This is a genomic window from Microbulbifer salipaludis, from assembly GCF_017303155.1.
Classification (GTDB): domain Bacteria; phylum Pseudomonadota; class Gammaproteobacteria; order Pseudomonadales; family Cellvibrionaceae; genus Microbulbifer; species Microbulbifer salipaludis.
The window spans coordinates 140,361-161,723 of sequence record NZ_JAEKJR010000001.1 but is presented as its reverse complement, the minus strand read 5'-3'; the positions used below and the strand labels follow the sequence as shown (position 1 = coordinate 161,723).

At 60.2% G+C, this 21,363-nt stretch carries 14 protein-coding genes; 11 read left to right on the top strand and 3 right to left on the bottom strand.

Features of this window, described 5'->3' with window-relative positions:
• Positions 1–99: 99 nt before the first annotated feature.
• The gene (locus tag JF535_RS00625; RefSeq protein ID WP_206997924.1) at positions 100–2,781 is read right to left on the bottom strand and encodes a penicillin-binding protein 1A; all 2,682 of its coding nucleotides are present in this window, start codon (positions 2,779–2,781) and stop codon (positions 100–102) included.
• Positions 2,782–2,935: 154 nt separating this feature from the next.
• Between JF535_RS00625 and JF535_RS00620 the strand changes: the two genes are divergently transcribed.
• The 11 genes from JF535_RS00620 to JF535_RS00570 all read left to right on the top strand — a co-directional run bounded on the left by JF535_RS00620 (position 2,936) and on the right by JF535_RS00570 (position 19,282).
• Positions 2,936–4,012 (top strand): pilus assembly protein PilM, encoded by a 1,077-nt coding sequence (locus tag JF535_RS00620; RefSeq protein ID WP_206997921.1) that lies wholly within the window; start codon positions 2,936–2,938, stop codon positions 4,010–4,012.
• Positions 4,013–4,015: 3 nt separating this feature from the next.
• A complete protein-coding gene (locus JF535_RS00615) occupies positions 4,016–4,606 on the top strand; it encodes a PilN domain-containing protein (protein ID WP_066959419.1) in 591 nt (196 codons plus the stop codon).
• A gap of 2 nt (positions 4,607–4,608) precedes the next feature.
• Positions 4,609–5,229 carry a type 4a pilus biogenesis protein PilO gene (locus JF535_RS00610; RefSeq protein WP_206997919.1) on the top strand — a complete coding sequence of 207 codons (621 nt, stop codon included), beginning with the start codon at positions 4,609–4,611 and terminating at the stop codon, positions 5,227–5,229.
• A complete protein-coding gene (locus JF535_RS00605; protein WP_206997917.1) occupies positions 5,226–5,753 on the top strand; it encodes a pilus assembly protein PilP in 528 nt (175 codons plus the stop codon). The genes JF535_RS00610 and JF535_RS00605 overlap by 4 nt, the downstream gene beginning before the upstream one ends.
• A 2-nt stretch (positions 5,754–5,755) precedes the next feature.
• Positions 5,756–7,978: a type IV pilus secretin PilQ gene (locus JF535_RS00600; protein WP_206997915.1), complete on the top strand. Its 2,223-nt coding sequence runs from the start codon at positions 5,756–5,758 to the stop codon at positions 7,976–7,978.
• Positions 7,978–8,499 carry a shikimate kinase gene (locus tag JF535_RS00595; RefSeq protein WP_207000073.1) on the top strand — a complete coding sequence of 174 codons (522 nt, stop codon included), beginning with the start codon at positions 7,978–7,980 and terminating at the stop codon, positions 8,497–8,499. Before JF535_RS00600 ends, JF535_RS00595 begins: the two co-directional genes overlap by 1 nt.
• A gap of 140 nt (positions 8,500–8,639) precedes the next feature.
• The gene (aroB, locus tag JF535_RS00590) at positions 8,640–9,725 is read left to right on the top strand and encodes a 3-dehydroquinate synthase (protein WP_206997913.1); all 1,086 of its coding nucleotides are present in this window, start codon (positions 8,640–8,642) and stop codon (positions 9,723–9,725) included.
• A 410-nt stretch (positions 9,726–10,135) separates the two neighbouring features.
• Positions 10,136–14,587, top strand: coding sequence for a glutamate synthase large subunit (gltB, locus tag JF535_RS00585; RefSeq protein ID WP_206997911.1), 4,452 nt, complete (start codon positions 10,136–10,138; stop codon positions 14,585–14,587).
• A 15-nt stretch (positions 14,588–14,602) separates the two neighbouring features.
• Complete coding sequence (locus JF535_RS00580; RefSeq protein ID WP_206997909.1) at positions 14,603–16,021, top strand: FAD-dependent oxidoreductase; 1,419 nt, start codon at positions 14,603–14,605, stop codon at positions 16,019–16,021.
• 509 nt (positions 16,022–16,530) lie between these two features.
• The gene (gene hemE, locus JF535_RS00575; protein WP_206997907.1) at positions 16,531–17,610 is read left to right on the top strand and encodes a uroporphyrinogen decarboxylase; all 1,080 of its coding nucleotides are present in this window, start codon (positions 16,531–16,533) and stop codon (positions 17,608–17,610) included.
• 292 nt (positions 17,611–17,902) lie between these two features.
• Positions 17,903–19,282 (top strand): DUF3391 domain-containing protein, encoded by a 1,380-nt coding sequence (locus JF535_RS00570; RefSeq protein WP_206997905.1) that lies wholly within the window; start codon positions 17,903–17,905, stop codon positions 19,280–19,282.
• Positions 19,283–19,451: 169 nt separating this feature from the next.
• Here the strand turns inward: JF535_RS00570 and asd are convergent, their stop codons facing one another.
• Positions 19,452–20,303, bottom strand: a complete 852-nt coding sequence (gene asd / locus JF535_RS00565) for an archaetidylserine decarboxylase (RefSeq protein WP_206997903.1) — start codon at positions 20,301–20,303, stop codon at positions 19,452–19,454.
• A 244-nt stretch (positions 20,304–20,547) separates the two neighbouring features.
• The gene (locus JF535_RS00560; protein WP_206997901.1) at positions 20,548–21,354 is read right to left on the bottom strand and encodes a rhodanese-like domain-containing protein; all 807 of its coding nucleotides are present in this window, start codon (positions 21,352–21,354) and stop codon (positions 20,548–20,550) included.
• Between the last annotated feature and the right edge of the window lie 9 nt (positions 21,355–21,363).

Sequence of the window (21,363 nt, the reverse complement as noted above, 5' to 3'; positions counted from 1 at the left end):
TAACCCCGTATTCCAGTCTCAAGATTGCAGACACAAAAAAGCCGCTCATTGAGCGGCTTTTTTGTGTCTGTCTGTTCCGCCCCGTAATGGGGGGCGGGGTTAGAACAACTCCTCCGGCAGCGACTCCTGGGCCTGGTCATTGTCCCGGCTCGGGGTGCCGCGGCCGTCGTCGGAGTAAATCGACGGATAGTTGCCGTAGGTTTCCCGTCCGGGCACCCGGTCCGCTCGGAAGATTTCAAAGATACCACCGCGAGACGTGCGCAGGCCGGTGCGCGGGTTGATGCGCATGGTGACAATGTCGTCGGGCTGGGCCAGGTGCCGCTCCGGCAGGCCGTCCAGCGCGGCTGACATGAAGTCGATCCAGATTGGCAGCGCGGCGGAACCGCCGTACTCATTTCGACCGATGGGGGTGTTGTCATCAAAGCCCACCCAGGTGCTGGTGGCCAGATGGGGGCTGTAGCCGGAGAACCAGGCGTCGCGCGGGCCGTTGGTGGTACCGGTCTTACCGGCGATATCTCCGCGCTTCATGGCCAGCGCCTTGCGGCCGGTGCCGCGCTTGATCACGTCTTTCAGCATGGAATCCATGATGTAGGCGGTTTCCGGTGACATGGCACGCGGCGCCCGCGGGCGCGCCTGCTCGTCCGTATCCAGCGGTGCGACCGGCAGGGTGCGCAGCTCCAGCGGCTCATCAGCGCCCGCCTCCTGCTGTACCGCCAGCAGGTCGATCGGCTCTGCCTCCGGGATGCGCTCCTCACCGGCCACCGGGCACTCGTGGCACACGGTGAGCGGCAATGCCTGGTACACGGTGTCACCATGCACGTCCAGCACCTGGTCGAGCAGGTAGGGCTCTACGCGATAGCCACCGTTGGCGAATGCGGCATAGCCGCGCACCATTTCCAGCGGCGTGAGTGCCGAGCTGCCGAGGGCAATGGAGAGGTTGCGCGCGAGCTTGCTGCGCTCGAAGCCAAAGCCCTCGGCAAAGGTGAGCGCGCGGTCAATGCCCAGCGCCTGCAGCAGGCGGATGGAGACCATGTTGCGTGACATATACAGCGCTTTGCGCAGGCGGGTCGGGCCGAGGAAGGTGCCGCCATCGTTTTCGGGCCGCCAGACGTCTTCCAGATTGGTCTGTTCGAAGATGATCGGGGCGTCATTGATAATGCTGGCGGCGGTATAGCCTTTCTCCAGCGCCGCGGAATAAATGAACGGCTTGAAGCTGGACCCCGGCTGGCGTGCGGCCTGGGTCACCCGGTTGAAGTGACTCTGGCGGAAATCGTAACCGCCCACCAGGGCGCGGATGGCGCCGTCTTCCGGCTCCAGTGAAACCAGGGCGCCCTGCGCGGCGGGAATCTGGGTCAGGTGCCACTCTTCGCGGGGCTGCGGTAGCTCTTCCTCGCGCGCCTGCTCGAGGCCTTCTGGGGTGGCGAAGGGATCGTCGGTGAGTGCGGTCTCCTCCAGGGTTTCCGCCACAGACTCCTGCGCCTGGGCTTGCGCTTCCCGCTGCTCGCGGGCGACCTCTTCGGCGGAGATCACCACGCGACGCAGGCGCACCACATCGCCGGGGGCAAACAGCTCATCTGCAGACTTCAGGCGTGGGCCGCGGGCATTTTCGGAAATGTAGGGGCGGATGTCGCCAAGGCCGTGCTCCCAGGGGATCTCCACCACGCGCCGGTCGCGCAATTGCACGCTGAGACTTTGTGGTGCGACCGCGGTCACCACCGCCGGCTCCAGGCCACCGAGGATGGGAATTTCCTTGAGCAGGTCGACCAGTTGGTCGTTATCCGCCAGCAGTTCCGCATCCAGACGCTGCTCGGGCCCGCGATAGCCGTGGCGGCCGTCATAGGTTTCGAGGCCGTGCTGCAGCGCCTTACGCGCGGCATCCTGCAGCTTGCTGTCGACGGTGGTAATCACCTGGTAGCCATCGGTATAGGCGGCATCACCAAACAGGTCCACGGCTTCCTTGCGGGCCATTTCGGCCACGTAAGGGGCACTCAGATCCAGGTCGCGGCCGTGATAACGGGCGGTGACCGGGGCCGTAATGGAGTTTTTGTACTGATTCTGGTCGATATACCCCAGGTCCAGCATCCGCTTGAGGATCCAGTTACGGCGCTGCAGGGCGCGGGAGGGGTTGGCGATGGGGTTATAGGTGGATGGCGCCTTCGGAAGCCCCGCCATCATGGCCCACTGGGCCAGGTTCAGGTCGTTGATGTCCTGGCCGTAATACACGTGCGCAGCGGCCTGGAAGCCGTAAGCCCGGTTACCGAGAAAGATCTTGTTGATGTAAAGGGCGAGAATTTCGTCCTTACTGAGTTCGCGCTCGATTTGCAGGGACAGCAGGATTTCATTGAATTTGCGGATGAAGCGCTGTTCCCGGCTGAGGAAGAAGTTTCGCGCCACCTGCATGGTCACGGTACTGCCACCGGACTGGATCGAGCCACTCGCCACCAGCTGGCGCGCAGCACGCATCAGGCCTTTGATGGATACCCCGTTGTGGGAGTAGAAGCCGTCATCTTCCGCCGCAAGAATGGCCTTGATGAACATGTCGGGGGTTTGCTCGATGGTGATCGGGCTGCGTCGCTTTTCACCGAACTCACCGATCAGCTTCATGTCCCGGGAGTATATGCGCAGGGGGGTCTGCAGGCGAATGTCGCGCAGGGTCTCCACCGAGGGCAGTCCTGGCTTCAGGTAGATATAAATGCTGGAAAATGCCATGGCGCCAGCGGCGGCCCCGGCCAGAATCAGCCACAGCAGAGATATCAGGCGGTTGCGGGCTTTCTCGGTCATGAAAATGCTTCTATGTACGTCTTGATCAATTTATCGGCACTGTTCGACAATTATACGAAGAATGTGCGCTGTTACCTATGCAAAAGGCGGTTGCGGCGGTAATTTAAAGTGCTATACCATCAAACCTCCATAACCCACGGAAAAGATAAGAAAAATGGGGATGCTCCCTTTTCTCAACAAGGGTCCGAAGGCAATGCTCGGGCTCGATATTAGCTCCACCTCGGTAAAGTTGCTCGAACTGAGTCGCAGTGGCGACAAATACCGCGTGGAAAGCTATGCAGCCGAGCCTCTACCCCCGAATGCGGTAGTGGATAAAAACATCAATGATGTGGGGGCCATCGCGGAAGCCATCCGCAAGGTGGTGCGGCGCTCCAAGACCCGCCTGCGCCAGGCGGCTGTGGCTGTGTCCGGTTCTGCGGTCATCACCAAGACCCTGGATATGCCTGCCGACCTTTCCGACGACGCGCTGGAAGCCCAGATTGCGTTGGAAGCGGATCAGTACATTCCCTACCCCCTCGACGAGGTCAACCTGGACTTTGAAGTGCAGGGGCCATCGGAGAAGGGTGAAGGGCAGGTTGAGGTGCTACTGGCCGCCTGCCGCAGCGAGAACGTTGAGCAGCGCATTTCGGCGCTGGGCGAGGCGGACTTGCAGCCGGGGGTGGTGGATGTAGAGGCATATGCCATCGAGCGCGCCTACACCCTGATGGACAATCAGTTCCCTGCCCAGGAGCAGCTGGTGGTCGCGGTGATCGATATCGGCGCCACCATGAGCGCCCTGTCTGTCATGGTCGACGGGCGCACCGTCTACACCCGCGAGCAGCTGTTTGGCGGTCGCCAGTTGACCGACGAAATCCAGCGCCGTTACGGACTGTCCTCGGAGGAAGCCACGCTGGCCAAGCGCCAGGGTGGCAGCGGTCTGCCGGATGACTACTACCCGGAAGTACTGGAGCCGTTCCGCGACGCCGTGGTGCAGCAAGTGACCCGTTCACTGCAGTTCTTCTATTCCTCCACCTCCTACAGTGACGTGGACTACATCCTCCTCGGTGGCGGCGTTGCCGCAATGGATGGTCTTGCCGAGCTGGTCGGTCAGAAACTGAATAAGCCCACCATGGTGGCCAATCCTTTCCGGGATATGAGTGTTGCATCCCGCGTCAATCGCCAGGCGCTCGCCAGTGAGGCCCCCTCGCTGATGATTGCCGCCGGCCTCGCGATGCGCGAGCGGGAGTTCTGAGTCATGGCAAAGATTAACTTATTACCCTGGCGCCAGGAGTACCGGGCGCAGAAGCAGAAAGAGTTTCAGCAGGTTGCGGTGCTGGTGGTGATTGCCGCCGGCTTTTCCGTGTTCATGTGGATGAAGACCGTCGATTCGCAAATCGCGAACCAGAACGAGCGCAACCAGCTGCTGAATACTGAAATCACCGCGCTCAACAAGCAGGTGCGTGAGATCAAGGATCTCAAGAAGCGGCGCCAGGAGCTGATTGACCGCATGCGCGTCATTCAGGAGTTGCAGGGTAACCGCCCACTGGCGGTGCGCTACTTCGACGATATGGTGCGCGCAGCGCCCGAAGGACTATGGCTGACGAACCTCAAGCGCTCTGGCAGAACGGTAACGATCTCCGGCGTGGCTGAGTCCAATAACCGGGTGTCTTCGTTTATGCGCAGCCTGGACCAGTCCGAATGGTACGAGTCTCCCAACCTGACTGGCGTAACCGCCAAGCCGGAGTTTGGTGAGCAAGCGAGTGCCTTCGAAATGACGGTCAGTGTCAGTGGTCGCAAAAAAGAAGAAGATGATCAGAGCGCTGATGGCGCCAATAGTGGAGCGTAACCGTGGCGCTTGAAGATACTCTCAAACAGCTCCAAGAGCTGGATATTAATGACATCGACTTTTCCCGGGTCGGTGTGTGGCCCCTGGCGGGTCGCATCGCTTTGCTGGTTGTGATCTCTGCTGTGCTGGTTGGTGGTGGTTACTTCTTCATGATCAAGGATCGCTACGGTCAGCTGGAGTTCGCCGCCAATAAAGAGCGGGAGCTGTTTACCCAGTTTGAGCGCAAGTCCTTTGAAGCCGCCAACCTGGATGCGTACCGCGAGCAGCTGGCAGAAATGGAAGAGACCTTTGGAGCGCTGCTGAAGCAGCTGCCGAAAGACACCGAGGTCCCTGGCCTGCTGGAAGATATCGATGAATTCGGTCGTGGCAGCGGCCTCACCATTCAAAAAGTGGCACTGGAAGGCGAGCAGGTGGGCGAGTTCTACGTCGAACTGCCGATCCGCATTGAAGTCCAGGGCGGTTACCACGAGTTTGGCGCGTTTATCAGTGGCATCGCCGGTATGCCGCGCATCGTCACCTTGCACGATTTTACGATCGAAACCAGCAAGGATGGCTCCCACCTGCTGAGCATGGTGGTGAACGCCAAGACCTATCGCTATAAGGATCAGGGAGAAGAAGGATGAAAAAATACTTCGCTCTGAGTGTTGCACTGCTGGCGCTGACAGGCTGTAGCCTGGATGGCAGCCACAGCGACCTGCGCCAGAAAATGGCGGCAGTAAAGCACAAGCCTAAGGGTCAGATTGACCCGATCCCTACCTTTACGCCCTATAGCCCCTACGTCTACAGCGCGGCAGCCTTGCGCAGCCCGTTTGTACGCCCTGTGTTGGAAGCCGATCAGCGCCTCGTTGGTCGCAAGCTGGATGTGGCGCCGGACCAGAATCGCCAGAAAGAGCTGCTTGAACGGTATCCGTTCGATGCGCTGTCCATGGTGGGTACCTTGTCCCGTGGTGGACAACTGTGGGCGCTGGTGAACGACGGTGATGGGGGGATTCATCGCATCACCATCGGCAATTACATGGGTAAAAACCACGGGCGTGTGGTCAACGCCTCGCCGGCACAACTCGATGTACTGGAAATTGTGCCGGATGGCACCGGCGGCTGGATCGAACGGCCGCGGGCTCTGACTTTGGAAGATAAGGACAACTAAAAATGATCACCAAGCAACTCGCCAAAGTACTGGCGCGGGCCGCCAGCGTACTGTCGCGTGCGAAAGCACCGCTGCTGGGCCTGCTGTTACTGCCGTTGGCGACGCCGTCCCTGGCCAGCCAGCTGAACGATATCCAGTTCTCCGAACTGCCCGGCAGTCGCTTGCAGCTGCGTTTGACCTTCAGTGATGTGCCCCCAGAGCCCACTGGTTATACCATTGAGCAGCCAGCCCGTATTGTCATGGACTTTGCTGGCGTGGAGAGCGTGCTGCCAGAGAAAAAATACTCGCTGGATATCGGTGCTGCGCGCAGTGCAGTGATTGTTTCCAGCAACGACCGCACTCGCCTGATTTTGAATCTGGACGAACTGCCGGTTTACACCAGTGAGCGGGTGGGCAACCAGGTGGTACTGGAAGTGGGTGCGAATGCAGCGGCCACCGCGGCGGTTGCCGCAGCGCCGGTGACGACCACCACCAACATCGGTGGTAATTCCCAGTTCCGCGCGGCGGGCAATGTTGCGATCAACAATGTGGACTTTCGCCGCGGTGAGGGCGGTGAAGGCAAAGTGATCGTGAGCCTGACCGACCCGGCGGTGAACATCGATGTCGAGCGCACCCGTGGCAAAATCGTACTGACTTTCCTCGGTGCCGAGTTGCCGCCTGAACTGCGCCAGCGCCTGGATGTGACCGACTTTGCCACCCCGGTGAGTAGCATCAGCGTGGATTACGACGGGCGCAACACGGTGATCTCCGTGGATCCCCACGATGGCGAATACGATTACCTGGCGTACCAGGCGGACACCGAATACGTGCTGAGCGTAAAGCCGTTGACGGTGGCGCAGGTGCGTGAAAAGCAGAAAGAATTCCAGTTCACCGGCGAGAAGCTCTCCCTGAACTTCCAGGACATTGAAGTGCGCTCGGTGCTGCAGTTGATTGCCGACTTCACCGACCTGAACCTGGTGGCCAGCGATACGGTGCAGGGTCGCATTACCCTGCGCCTCGACGGCGTGCCCTGGGATCAGGCGCTGGAACTGATTCTGAAGGCCAAGGGCCTGGATAAGCGTCAGGAAGGCAATGTCATCATGGTGGCGCCTGCGGCAGAGATTGCCGAGCGCGAGCGCCGTGAGCTCGAAACCCGCAAGCAGCTGGAAGAGCTGGCGCCACTGCGCACCGAGTACATCCAGATTCGCTACGCAGATGCCCGTGAGCTGTTCACCCTGTTCGCTGGCGAACAGGGAGGTCAGGGTGGTGGCTTCGGTCAGGGTAATTTTGCCGGTGGCCGTGAAGACCAGGATGGCCGCAGCATCCTGTCTGCCCGCGGCAGTGCCATTGTCGACGAGCGCACCAATACCATTATCCTCACGGATACCGAAGACAAGATCGCGCAGTTCCGCGACCTGATCAGTGCCATCGATATCCCCATCCGCCAGGTGATGATCGAAGCGCGTATCGTTACCGCCAACACCGGCTTCGAGAAGAACCTGGGTGTGCGCTGGAGCTATCTGGAAGACCACAATATCAGTGACGACTCGATCGGTATCGGATCTGGCTCACAGCTGCCGGGCATCGCCGATGGCGACGGTAATGGCCCGGACCTGTCGGCACCAGAGACCTTGCACGATCCCCTGCTGGTGGATCTTGGTCTCGCTGAGAGCGCGGGCAGTGTGGCCTACGCCATCCTGAAGGAGGATTTCCTGCTGGGTCTGGAGCTGTCTGCGCTGGAAGATGTGGGCAAGGCGGAAATCGTTTCCCAGCCGAAAGTGGTAACCGGCGACAAGCAGGAAGCCAGCATTCGCTCCGGTGTGGAAATCCCGTACCTGGAAGCCACCTCGTCCGGTGCTGCATCGGTGACCTTTAAAGAGGCGGTTCTGTTGCTGAATGTGACTCCGCAGATCACACCAGACGACAACATCATCATGAATCTGAACATCGACCAGAACAGTGTCGGTGAGTTGTTCACCAACGTGATTACCGGTGCCCAGATTCCTGCGATCAATGTCAACTCCTTGCAGACCAAGGTGCTGGTGGCCAATGGTGAAACCATCGTGCTGGGTGGCATCTTCGAGGCGCAAACCCTGGAAGGTGAGACCAAGGTGCCGTTCCTCGGGGATATTCCTTTCCTCGGCCATCTGTTCAAGCGCACCACCCGACAGGATGACAAGCGCGAGCTGCTGATTTTCATCACGCCGCGCATCATGCAAGACGAGTTCATGTCGTTCAGCAAGTGATCACGCAACCTATCTTTCTTGTCGGTCCTATGGGGGCCGGCAAGTCGACCATCGGCAAGCTGTTGGCAACCCAACTCGGGTTGCCTTTTGCCGATTCCGACAAAGTGCTCGAAGACCGCACCGGTGCCGATATCCCCTGGATTTTTGATGTTGAAGGGGAAGATGGGTTTCGCCGGCGGGAAAGTGAAGTGTTGAAAGATCTGTGCACCGGTGAGCCCCAGGTGATCGCCACGGGTGGTGGTATCGTGGTGCTGCCGGAAAACCGCGCGCTGCTCAAGGCGCACGGGTTTGTGGTCTACCTGCGCGCGAGCCTGGATCAGCTGGTGGAGCGCACCGCAAAAAACAATAATCGGCCCCTGCTGCAGGTGGCGGATCCGAAGGGCAAGTTGCGGGAGATCCTCCTGCAGCGGGAAGCTTTCTACAGTGAAGTAGCGGATCTTGTCTGCGATACCGACGACTGCACGCCCAAGCAGGCCGCCGCCCTGGTGTCGGACCGACTATTAGCCACCGTGAGTGGTTGATCGCTCCGCGCATCGGTAATCGTCACGCACGGTAACCCGCTCCATCATTCCCCCTTGGCCGTGGCGACAGCACTCTTGTGCTAAAGTGGCGGCCTTTCTGAGTGAGTTCCTGTTAAGTTCCTGTGTGGAAGGGAGTATCTATGCACAGTCTACACGTCGACCTGGGTGAGCGTAGCTACCCGATCCTGATCGGTTCGGGGCTTATGGCGGACCCTGCCCATTTCCAGCAATGCATTCGCGGCAAGCAGGTACTGGTCGTCACCAACGAGACCATCGCCCCGCTGTACCTGGATACCTTGTGCGACGCGCTGCAGGGGTTCTCCAGAGTGGATGTGGTGCAGCTCCCCGACGGCGAAGCCTTCAAAACCCTCGATACCGTCAATCGCATCTTCGATACGCTGCTCGAGAAGCGGCACGACCGCGGCACCACCATTGTCGCGCTTGGCGGTGGGGTAGTCGGCGATATGAGTGGCTTCGCCGCGGCCTGCTATCAACGGGGTGTGGATTTTGTTCAGGTGCCCACGACACTGCTGTCGCAGGTGGATTCCTCGGTGGGGGGCAAGACCGGGGTCAATCACCCACTGGGTAAAAACATGATCGGGGCCTTCTATCAGCCGCAGCTGGTGCTGATCGATATCGATACCTTGAACACCTTGCCCGACCGCGAACTCTCTGCCGGCATCGCCGAAGTCATCAAGTACGGCATGATCTGTGATCCAGCATTTTTCCAGTGGCTCGAGCAGAACATGGACAAGCTGCTCGCACGGGATCCCGAGGCCCTGGCCTACGCGGTCGAGCGCAGCTGTGCCGACAAGGCTGCGGTAGTGGCGGAGGATGAGCGGGAATCCGGGCGCCGTGCCATCCTGAATTTTGGTCACACCTTCGGACACGCGATCGAGGCTGTGCAGGGCTATGGCAACTGGCTGCATGGTGAGGCGGTCGCTACCGGTATGGTGATGGCGGCGGAGCTGTCGCGCCTGCGCGGCTGGATCAGTGAGCACGACGTGGCGCGCTTACGTGCGCTGCTAGAGAAGGCGGCTCTCCCGCAACAATCCCCCGAGGACATGACCGTCGATGACTATCTGGCGGCGATGTCGGTGGACAAAAAAGTGAAGAATGGCAAATTGCGCCTGATCCTGCTGCGTGGGCTGGGGGATGCCCGGATAAGCGACGACACACCGAAAGACCAGCTGATTGAGGTATTACGTGCCTGCGGCGCCCGATGATGTTTTTGTAGTTTTACTACGCAGGTGAGGATCCTTTAGCGATAAAGCCAAGCGAAAGAAGATAAGTCGGTTAAACAGGCTGTCAACAGCAAAAAAAACTGCCGAATCTTGCAATCACAGGGGGGTGCTAGTAAGATTGCGCGCCCCCTCGGTGAAAGCCGGGAAAATGAGCTAATAACAACAAACGCAGGCTCGTATCCAGCGAGCAACCACAAGCCCCTCACGCGGGCTTTTTTTGTCACTGGGGTACACAAATTTCAGTGGGATCTGCGGCACTTTTGGCTCGAGACTAGATAAATATGCCCCCGGGGATCGCCTTCTATCAAAAGAGGGCGCCGGCCTTGCTGAGCGCTGCCAATGCAGTGGCCGTTCAGGGCACACGGGGAAGCAATAACACTTTGAGGAATTCTATGGGTAGCGGTCTGTATCGATTGGATGAGTTCAAAGATAACTGTGGCTTTGGACTGATTGCCCACCTGAAGGGCCAAACCAGCCACAAGTTATTGCAGACGGCGATTGAGTCGCTGACCTGCATGACTCACCGCGGTGGTATTGCCGCCGATGGCAAAACCGGCGATGGCTGCGGCCTGCTGTTGCAAAAGCCGGATAGCTTCCTGCGTGCCGTGGCCAAAGAACAGCTGGGTGCGACGCTGAGCGACCTGTATGCGGTCGGCTCCATTATGCTGCCATTGGATGAGGCTGAAGCCACCAGTGCGCGAGCCATTCTCGAGCGGGCGATCGAAGATCAGGGCCTGAAAGTGGCCGGCTGGCGTTTGGTGCCCACCAACGAAGAATGCCTCGGCCCCATCGCCAAGGAAACACTGCCGCGCTTCGAGCACCTGCTGATCAACAACGCCGATTCGGCGCTGGGGCAACAGCAGTTTAATGCGCGCCTGTTCGTCGCCCGTCGCAAGGCCGAGCAGCAGCTCACGGACGCCACCTATATCGGCAGCCTGTCCACCTCGGTCCTGTCCTACAAGGGCCTGATGATGCCCGCGGACCTGCCGGCCTTCTTCCCTGACTTGGCTGACCCGCGTCTGGAAACCGCCATCTGCGTGTTCCACCAGCGTTTCTCCACCAATACCATGCCGCGCTGGCCCCTTGCCCAGCCGTTCCGCATGCTGGCTCACAATGGTGAGATCAACACCATTACCGGCAACCGCAACTGGTCGGTAGCGCGCACCAACAAGTTCATTACCCAGCTGGTGCCGGAACTGTCCGAGCTGCAGCCGCTGGTCAACCGTGTAGGTTCCGACTCATCCAGCCTCGACAATATGCTGGAGCTGCTTACCGTGGGCGGCATCGATATGCACCGCGCCATCCGCATGCTGGTGCCGCCGGCATGGCAGAACGTGGACACCATGGACTCCGATCTGCGCGCCTTCTATGAATACAACTCCATGCATATGGAACCCTGGGACGGCCCCGCCGGCCTGGTGCTGACCGACGGTCGCCACGCGGTGTGTACGCTTGACCGCAATGGCCTGCGCCCGTCCCGCTGGGTAATCACCAAGGACGACTTCATCACCGTCGCGTCCGAAGTGGGCACTTACCAGTACGATCCTGCCGACGTCGTCGCCAAAGGCCGCCTGGGCCCGGGGCAGATTCTGTCGGTGGACACCCTGAAGGGCGAGCTGCGTCACACCGCCGAAGTGGATGGCGAGCTGAAAAAAGCCCAACCCTACAAGAAGTGGCTGAAGGCAAAGGCCCGCCGCATCCGCTCCACCCTGGTCACCGCGCCGGTGGACAACAATTTCTCCATGGAGCAGTTCAAGGTCTACCAGAAGCTGTTCAGCTCCTCCCTGGAAGAGCGCGATCAGGTGATCCGTCCGCTGGCGGAAGCCGGTCAGGAGGCGGTGGGTTCCATGGGTGACGACACGCCGATGGCGGTGCTGTCGGAGGGCAACCGCTGCCTGTATGACTATTTCCGTCAGCAGTTTGCGCAGGTCACCAATCCGCCTATCGACCCGCTGCGGGAAACCATCGTCATGTCTCTGGAGACCTGCCTGGGCCGTGAAAAATCCGTATTCGAGCAGACCGAGGAGCACGCAGACCGGGTGATCCTGTCGTCCCCGGTACTGTCGCACATGAAGTACACCGCGCTGCTGGAACTGGGGCGCGAAGAATTCACCGCGAAGATATTCGACCTTAATTACGATCCCGCACAGCTGGACCTGAAGAGCGCTATCGAGAAGCTGTGCAGCGATGTGGCCGAGTCCGTGCGCAAGGACGGCACCGTGGTTGTGGTGCTCTCCGATCGCGACATTGAAGAGGGCAAGCTGCCTATCGACGCGCTGATGGCTACCGGTGCGGTGCACCACCACCTGGTGCACAACGGCCTGCGCTGCGATTCCAACATCGTGGTGGATACGGCCACCGCGCGCGACTCCCACCAGCTTGCGTGTCTGATTGGTGTGGGCGCCACAGCGGTGCACCCGTACTTCTCCTACAGCATTATCAATCACCTGATCGAAACCGGTGAGTTGCTGCTGGACGCCGCCACCGCACAGAAGAACTACCGCAACGGCATCATCAAGGGCCTGCTGAAGATCCTGTCGAAGATGGGCATCTCCACCATCGCCTCGTACCGCGGCGCGCTGCTGTACGAACTGGTGGGCCTGTCCCAGGACGTGATCGACCTTTGCTTCCCGGAAGCCCCGGCCCGCGTCCTCGGTGCCGGCTTCAAAGAGCTGGAAGACGACATGCGCGCGCGCGCTCAGCTGGCGTGGAAACCGCGTAAGAAAGTGTCTCCGGGCGGCCTGCACAAGTTTGTGTACGGCGAGGAGTATCACGCCTTCAACCCGGATGTGGTCACGGCGTTGCAACAGGCGGTACGCACCGGCGACTACGGCGCCTGGCGGGATTACGCCACCCTGATTAACCAGCGTCCGGTTGCCACACTGCGCGACCTGCTGGGCCTGAAAAAAGATGTGCAGCCGATTGCGCTGGACGAAGTAGAGCCGGTAGAAAATATCCTGCGTCGCTTCGACTCCGCCGCCATGTCCCTGGGCGCGCTGTCGCCGGAAGCGCACGAGGCGCTGGCGCAGGCGATGAACCGGTTGGGCGGCCGCTCCAACAGTGGTGAGGGCGGCGAGGACCCGGTGCGTTTCGGCACCGACAAGGTTTCCAAGATCAAGCAGATCGCCTCCGGCCGTTTCGGCGTTACTCCGCACTACCTGGTAAACGCCGAGGTGCTGCAGATCAAGGTTGCCCAGGGCGCGAAGCCCGGCGAGGGCGGCCAGCTGCCCGGCGGCAAGGTGAACGAACTGATCGCGCGTCTGCGCTATTCGGTGCCCGGCGTGACCCTGATTTCACCGCCGCCGCACCACGATATTTACTCCATCGAGGATCTGGCGCAGCTGATCTACGACCTGAAGCAGGTCAACCCGGATGCGTTGGTCTCGGTAAAGCTGGTTTCCCGCCCCGGCGTCGGCACCATCGCCGCCGGTGTGGCCAAGGCCTATGCGGACCTGATCACTATCTCCGGTTACGACGGCGGTACCGCGGCGAGCCCGATCACCTCTATTCGTTACGCCGGCTCCCCGTGGGAGCTGGGCCTGGCGGAAACCCACCAGACCTTGCGGGCGAACGACCTGCGCGGCAATGTGCGCGTGCAGACCGATGGCGGCCTGAAGAGCGGCCTGGATGTGGTCAAGGCGGCGATGCTGGGTGCGGAGAGCTTTGGTTTCGGCACCGCACCCATGGTGGCGCTGGGCTGCAAATACCTGCGTATCTGCCACCTGAACAATTGCGCCACCGGTGTCGCCACCCAGAACAAGGATCTGCGTGACGACCACTACATCGGCACCGTGGAAATGGCGATGAACTTCTTCAAGTTCGTGGCCGAGGAAACCCGCGAGTGGATGGCGAGCCTGGGCGTGCGCACCATGGACGAACTGGTGGGTCGCGTGGATCTGCTGGAAACCCTGGAAGGCAAGACCAGCAAGCAGAAAACCCTGGACCTGTCGCCCCTGCTGCACACCGATGCGCTGCTCGACAGCAAGCCACAGACCTGCCAGCTGGCCAGGAACGAGCCGTGGGACAAGGGCCTGCTGGCCGAGCGCATGGTGGAAGAAACCCTGCCCGCGATCGAGAACCTGGCTGGTGGCGAATACCATTTCAAGCTGACCAATTGCGACCGCTCCATCGGTGCGCGCCTGTCCGGCGAGATTGCCAAGCGTCACGGCAACCAGGGCATGGTGGATGCACCGATCAAACTGCGCCTGACCGGTGTTGCCGGCCAGTCCTTCGGTGTGTGGAACGCCGGCGGCCTGGAAATGTATCTGGAAGGCGATGCCAACGATTATGTGGGTAAGGGCATGGCCGGCGGCAAGCTGGTGATTCGTCCGCCCCAGGGCAGCAGCTTCAAGTCGGAAAAAACCAGTATTGTCGGCAACACCTGCCTGTATGGCGCTACCGGTGGCAAGCTGTTCGCCTCCGGCTGCGCCGGTGAGCGCTTCGGCGTGCGCAACTCCGGTGCCTTCGCCGTGGTGGAGGGTGCCGGCGATCACTGTTGCGAATACATGACCGGTGGCATGGTCGCCGTACTGGGTAAAACCGGGGTCAACTTCGGTGCCGGCATGACCGGTGGCTTCGCCTACGTGCTGGATATGGATCGCGATTTCTTCGACAAGTGCAACCACGAGTTGATCGAGTTGCGCCGCATCAGCAGCGAGACTCTGGAGGAATACCAGAGTCACCTGCGCGAAGTGATCGAGGAGTTCGTCGCCGAGACCGGCAGTGCCTGGGGTGAGGAGTTGCTGGATAACCTGGACGACTACCTCAACAAATTCTGGTTGGTGAAGCCGAAGGCCGCCAGCCTCGCCGGACTGCTGTCCGATGTACGCAAGCGCGGCGAATAAGAGGGAGATTTACTTATGTCACAGCGTCTCAACAACGATTTCCAGTTTGTCGACGTGGGCCGAGTGGACCCCGCCAAGAAAGACATCATCACGCGTACCAACCAGTTCGTGGAGATTTACCAGCCCTACACTCAGCGGCAGGTCGCCAGCCAGGCACATCGCTGTCTGGACTGCGGCAACCCCTACTGCGAGTGGAAGTGCCCGGTACACAACTACATCCCGAACTGGCTGCGCCTGATCAGTGAAGGCAACATCATGGAGGCGGCGGAGCTGAGTCACCAGACCAACTCCCTGCCGGAAGTGTGTGGCCGCGTGTGTCCCCAGGACCGCCTGTGTGAAGGGGCCTGCACCCTGAACGATGGTTTTGGTGCGGTGACTATCGGCAACGCCGAGAAATACATTACTGATACTGCCTTCGCGTTGGGCTGGCGCCCGGATATGAGCGCAGTGAAGAAGACCGACAAGCGCGTTGCGGTAGTCGGTGCCGGTCCCGCGGGTCTCGCCTGTGCGGATGTGCTGGTGCGCAACGGTGTGCAGCCGGTGGTCTTCGACAAGTACCCGGAAATCGGTGGCCTGCTGACCTTTGGCATCCCGGAGTTCAAGCTGGAAAAATCCGTGATGCAGCAGCGTCGCGCGATCTTTACCGAGATGGGGGTCGAGTTCTGCCTGGAAACCGAGATCGGCAAGGACATCACTTTCGATCAGTTGATGGCCGATTACGATGCAGTGTTCCTGGCGATGGGCACCTACAACTATATGAAAGGCGGCTTCCCTGGCGAGGACCTGCCGGGCGTGCACGATGCGCTGCCGTTCCTGGTGGCGAATGTGAACCGCAACCTCGGCTTTGAAAAAAGGCCGGAAGATTTCATTTCGGTGGAAGGCAAGCGGGTGGTTGTACTTGGTGGTGGTGACACCGCGATGGACTGTAACCGCACGTCCATCCGCCAGGGCGCCAAGCGCGTGACCTGCGCCTACCGTCGTGATGAGGAAAACATGCCCGGTTCCCGCCGCGAGGTGGCGAATGCGAAGGAAGAGGGTGTACGTTTCCTGTTTAACCGTCAGCCGGTGGAAATTGTCGGCGACGGCAAAGTCGAAGGCGTGAAGGTGGTGACCACCAAACTGGGCGAGCCGGACGAAAACGGCCGCCGTCGTCCGGAAGTCATTCCCGGCTCCGAGGAAATCATCCCTGCGGATATCGTGCTGGTCGCCTTTGGTTTCCGCCCGAGCCCCGCCGAGTGGTTCGGTGACCACAACATCGAGGTTGCCGACTGGGGTGGTGTGGTTGCGCCCGAGAAGCAGGAGTACAAGTTCCAGACTAGCAACGAAAAAGTCTTTGCTGGTGGCGATATGGTTCGTGGCTCTGACCTCGTTGTTACTGCTATCTGGGAAGGCCGTCAGGCTGCCGAAGGTATTCTCGATTTCCTCGAGGTTTAATCTCCTCGTTGATTTTGCCTCCGTGGTACCGCTAGCTGCTTAGCTGGCGGTACTGCTGCCGATGCAAACTTGCCAGACACGTCGTGAACCCATCCATGGGGACTCTTCCGCGAGGTCCCTCTCGCGGAAGGTCTGGCAAGTTTGCATCGGCATCAGTACCTTCTCGTCGAGTTACAGAGCTCAGCCTGAGCTGCGAGCGAAATTCTCCGCATTCTCAAATCGCTCATCAGTCTGATGCGAAGGCTTTGATACCGGGTGGTTGTGTGCGGGACCGTCTGCGGCCAGGACGGCCGCAGCCGAGCCCCCAGGGATGGGTTCACGGCGTGTCCCGCACACAACCGCCCGGTAGCAAAGTCGCCACTAGAGCTCCCGAGTGCGTACCACTGGCGCCCAAACAAAGATCCATAGCTCGCTCCAATCACCCACATAAATCCCGAGTCACCCCAGTCTCTGTCCTAAACGAGACCCCGAGAGTACAATGGCCGCCCATTTATCCAGCCGTTGTAGTCATGTCTGATACCCAGTTCGCCCCCCTGCAAAACGACCGTTTCCTCCGCGCCCTGCTGCGCCAGCCCGTCGATCGTACCCCCATGTGGATGATGCGCCAGGCCGGCCGCTACCTGCCCGAATACCGCGCCACCCGGGCCAAGGCTGGTACCTTTATGGACCTGTGCCGCAACACCGAACTGGCCTGTGAAGTGACCCTGCAGCCGCTGGAGCGTTATCCGCTGGATGCCGCCATCCTGTTCTCTGACATCCTCACCATCCCCGACGCCATGGGCCTCGGGCTGTATTTTGAGGAAGGCGAAGGCCCCAAATTCAAAAAGCCCGTGCGCACCAGCGCCGATATCGCCGCCCTCGAAGTGGTGAATACCGCCAAAGACCTCAGTTATGTCACCGATGCCGTCACCACCATTCGTCGCGAACTGAATGGTCGCGTGCCTCTGATCGGCTTCTCCGGCAGTCCCTGGACCCTCGCCACCTACATGATCGAAGGCGGCTCCAGCCGGGATTTTGCCCGCGCCAAGGAAATGCTCTACAACCGCCCGCAGGATATGCACCAGCTCCTTACGGTGCTGGCGGACTCCGTCATCGACTACCTGAATGCGCAGATCCGCGCCGGTGCGCAGGCGGTGCAGATTTTTGACACCTGGGGCGGTGCGCTGAGCCACACCGCCTACAAAGAGTTTTCTCTGGGTTACATGGCCCGTATCGTGCAGGGACTGATTAAAGAGCACGACGGCCGCAAGGTCCCGGTCATCCTGTTTACCAAGGGTGGCGGGCAGTGGCTGGAGGCTATGGCGGATACCGGCGCCGATGCGCTGGGCCTCGACTGGACCACCGATATCGCTCAGGCGCGCGCGCGCGTCGGCGACCGGGTGACGTTGCAGGGCAATATGGACCCGTCGATCCTGCTGGCGAGCCCTGAGCGTATTCGCGAGGAAGTGGCCTCAATCCTGGCCGGGTTTGGCCGAGGAACCGGGCATATCTTCAACCTGGGCCACGGGGTAACACCGAAGGTCGATCCGTCCCATGCCGGTGCGATGTTTGATGCGGTTGTTGAGCTGTCGCCTCAGTACCATCAGTAAAGGCCAGTTGCATGGGCGCGCGGCGAATCCTGCCAGCGCCCGCGGGGTGGGGCGGGCGGTGGAATTTGGCGCCTATATTGCGCCTAATTTGCCCAAAAGTTCCCTTCGCACTGGCGCAGAACCTGCAAATCGTGATATTTATCACAATTGCGCTGTCTACTCGCAAGTAGACTTGTGTGACAATTCGCCCCCTTCTGTTTTTCACAGAATGGGGTATTTTTCTGCGCTGGCCGCGTCATGATGCGGCGGCCAAGCGCAGGACCCATAACAAAAATTACGCGGCAACCATCAAGTGGCAATCCAACAGGCGAAAGTATTCGTTGAAGACCTGCAGCGGGGCATGTTTGTGTCTCGCCTGGACCGCCCATGGACGCGTACGCCTTTCGCCCTGCAGGGCTTCTATATCCGCGACCTCGACGAAATCCGTCAGCTACAGAAGTACTGCCGCTACGTGTATGTCGATGTGGTGAAGACAGTGGGCGATGTGGGCGTCAAGCTGCGCAAGCTGACCCGTGCTGCCGCCGAGGCGTCCGCCTCTGATGTGTCTTCCGCCAAAGGCGCGCCGCGCCGTATCCCTGTCGCCATCAACTGCAAACCGGTGCAGGTGAAGCACGACAGCTACGCGCCCCCCGAGCCCGCCCGCAAAGAAGCGGCCAAAGCGCGCCAACTGCACGACCGCATTGTGCAGGGCATGCACGAGGTGATGGTCCAGCTGAAAACGGATCGGCCGCTGCCCACAGCCCAGGTCAATCAGACCGTCACTCAGATGGTGGACAGCGTGCTGCGCAGTCCGGATGCCTTCTCGTGGCTGGCGCGGGTACGCGAGCGGGATGAGCACACCTACAGCCACTCGGTACGCGCCAGTGTCTGGGCGGTGGTGTTTGGGCGTCATATCGGCCTGCGCCGTCAGGAGCTGGTGCAGCTGGGGATCGCTACCCTGCTGAAGGACGTCGGCAAACTATACATTGCGGAAGCCGTACTGAAGGCTGAGAAGCGCGATCCTCGCGCGGAGCTGGAATATCGTAAATTCGTGGATTACAGCGTGAAGCTGTTGTCGGCGGACGCCAACATTGATCCTCAGGTTCTCAACATCGTGCAGTGCCACAAGGAGCAGTACGATGGCAGCGGCTATCCGCGCGGCCTGCGCGGCGGCCAGATACCGGTGCTGGCGCGCATGTGCGGTATTGTGACCTTCTATGACGAGGCCACCAATCCTCGCGGTGCCGAGTTCCCACTGCCCCCGTCCAAGGCGGTGGGCCAGCTGTATGAATTGCGCAATTGCGCGTTTCAGGAGCAGTTGGTGGTGGAGTTTATTCAGTCCATCGGTCTTTACCCCACCGGTACCCAGGTGGAGCTGTCCACCGGCGAAATTGCGGTGGTGGTCGAGCAGAGCTACCAGCGCCGCCTGAAGCCCAAGGTGATGCTGGTGACGGATCGCAACAAGCAGCTTTTGGAAAAGCCCCGCCTGTTTGATATGGCAGCTGACGATGACCGCAAGCGGGCCATCGTGGACAAGGGCAAGAAGACTCTGGCTGAGGTGGGCCTGATTACGATTACCCAGGATCTGGATCCCAGCCGTTATCCGCACATCAATGTGGGCCGGGTGCGCGACCAGTATCTTTTCGAGCAGAGACTGCCTGCGTTTATTGCCCGCTTGCTGCCGGGTCGTTAATTCGCACTCCCTTCCCATTCCTATCGTTCTGCTACGGCAGCGCAGGTGGTTCGAGCCAGCTGCGTGCCGATGAGCCTGGTATTGGCCAGTCGCAGACTTCAGGGTGTTCGCCCCCAATCCCGGAAAATCAGGATCGGGGCGCGATTGTCACTGTTTGTGGCCGTTGTTTTTAAGTCAGGTCTCCAAAGTGCTCACCCATCTTCACCGGCGTTTCCGCGACGAGCTCTTCTGCCCATTTCACTTTGTCTGCGCCGAACAGCAGCACGACGGTTGAGCCGAGTTTGAAGCGGCCCATTTCGTCCCCTTTTTTCAGGGCGATGGGTTTTTGCTCGTCGTAGCGGGTGGTGCGAATCTGGCGCTTGATCGGTGCGACCTGGCCGGCCCACACGGTTTCGATGGCGGCGACGATCATGGCGCCGACGAGGATCATGGCCATGGGGCCGGCGGCGGTTTCGAAGATGCACACGAGGCGTTCATTGCGCGCAAACAGGCGCGGGACGTTTTCGGCGGTGGTGGTGTTGACCGAGAAGAGTTCGCCGGGCACGTAGACCATGCGTTGCAGGACGCCGTCGAGCGGCATGTGGACGCGGTGGTAGTCTTTGGGTGAAAGGTAGATGGTTGCGAATTTGCCGCCGGTAAACTGCGCGGCCACTTCGGGGTCGCCGCCGACCAGTTCGAGCAGGCTGTAGTCCTGGCCTTTGGCCTGGAAAATTCGGCCGTTGTGGATTTCACCCAGCTGGCTGATGGCGCCATCGGCACAGCCGGCGATGGTGTTTTCGCCTTCGACGATGGGGCGGGCGCCTTCTTTGAGTGCGCGGGTGAAGAAGTCGTTGAAGCAGGTGTAGGCGGTGTAGTCTTCCTCCTGTGCCTCGCTCATGTCGACTTTGTATTTCTCCACAAACCATTTGGTAAATGGATTTTTGATGCCGCCGATGCGGGTTTCGGCGAGCCAGCCCGCGGCTCTGGAGAGCAGGTGTTGCGGGGTGATGTATTGCAGAAAGATAAACAGTTTCGGGTGCATGAAAGTAAAGTGGTCCCGTGTAATGAAGTCTTGTGGCGGCCAGGCACCGGGTATTCGTTTTCGAAACCGCTGTGAATACATCCATGTACGCTGCGTCGGCGACGTCCCTGTCGCCGACGCTTTCGAAAACGAATCCCCGGCACCTGTCCTTCGATTCGTATTTCTACACTTTGTCAGTGCATGTGAAAAATGAGTTCGGTGTCACTCTCGCGTCGGTGGAAATCCAGTGGTCAGTGCCAGAGCGTCAGTTTTCAATCGGAGTATCCGGCAGGTTTCCCCATTCACTCCATGAGCCCGGATAAGCCACAATAGGTAGCCCCAAGGATTTCCCTACCAGCCATGTAAACGCGGAGCGATGGTGGCTCTGGCAGTGGGTGGCGATGTCTTTCTCGCCATTGATGCCAAGCGCTGCAAGAAACGCTTCTGCATCACTGCGAATACGCAAGTCCCGCTGTGGATCCATCAATTGTGTCCACTCGCAGTTGATGGCGCCCGGTATGTGTCCGCCGCGCATGGCAACGACGCGTTCCCCGGTGTATTCCGCCGGGGAGCGTGCATCCCAGATTTGCAGGTCGTTCTGTGCCAAGCGCTGTTGAATTTGCTCCGCGTCGATCATCGGTGCACGGTCGGCGATCTGAATGTTGATATCGCTGGGGGTGACGGTGACGTCTTCGGTGGTGAGCGGCAGGTCGGCATTTTTCCAGGCAATCATGCCGCCATTGAGGTAGCTGTATTTCTGGTGGCCGATGACTTCCAGGGTCCATAACAGCCGCCCGGCCCAGCCGCCGCCTTCGTCGTCGCAGGCGACGATGTGGGTGTCGGGGGTGAGGCCGATGGCGCGCATGACTTCGGTCAGGCGTTCAAGCGAGGGCAGCTTGCCCGGTGCTGGTGGTGTGCCGGCCATCAGGGCCTGAAAGGGCAGGCCGAGGGCGCCAGGGATATGCCCGGCGAGGTAGTTTTGCGGGCTGCTGAGGTCCACTACACGAATTTCTTCGTGTTCGAGCAGTGCGGCCAGTTGCTCTGGCTCGAGGATCAGGGGTACATCGCTCACGGTTGGTTC

Excerpts from the sequence above, each read along its gene's own strand:
- JF535_RS00625 (WP_206997924.1), bottom strand. The coding sequence starts at position 2,781 with ATGACCGAGAAAGCCCGCAACCGCCTGATATCTCTGCTGTGGCTGATT.
- JF535_RS00620 (WP_206997921.1), top strand. The coding sequence starts at position 2,936 with ATGGGGATGCTCCCTTTTCTCAACAAGGGTCCGAAGGCAATGCTCGGG.
- gltB (WP_206997911.1), top strand. The coding sequence starts at position 10,136 with ATGGGTAGCGGTCTGTATCGATTGGATGAGTTCAAAGATAACTGTGGC.
- asd (WP_206997903.1), bottom strand. The coding sequence starts at position 20,303 with ATGCACCCGAAACTGTTTATCTTTCTGCAATACATCACCCCGCAACAC.
- JF535_RS00580 (WP_206997909.1), top strand. The coding sequence starts at position 14,603 with ATGTCACAGCGTCTCAACAACGATTTCCAGTTTGTCGACGTGGGCCGA.
- JF535_RS00600 (WP_206997915.1), top strand. The coding sequence starts at position 5,756 with ATGATCACCAAGCAACTCGCCAAAGTACTGGCGCGGGCCGCCAGCGTA.
- JF535_RS00605 (WP_206997917.1), top strand. The coding sequence starts at position 5,226 with ATGAAAAAATACTTCGCTCTGAGTGTTGCACTGCTGGCGCTGACAGGC.
- aroB (WP_206997913.1), top strand. The coding sequence starts at position 8,640 with ATGCACAGTCTACACGTCGACCTGGGTGAGCGTAGCTACCCGATCCTG.
- JF535_RS00615 (WP_066959419.1), top strand. The coding sequence starts at position 4,016 with ATGGCAAAGATTAACTTATTACCCTGGCGCCAGGAGTACCGGGCGCAG.
- hemE (WP_206997907.1), top strand. The coding sequence starts at position 16,531 with ATGTCTGATACCCAGTTCGCCCCCCTGCAAAACGACCGTTTCCTCCGC.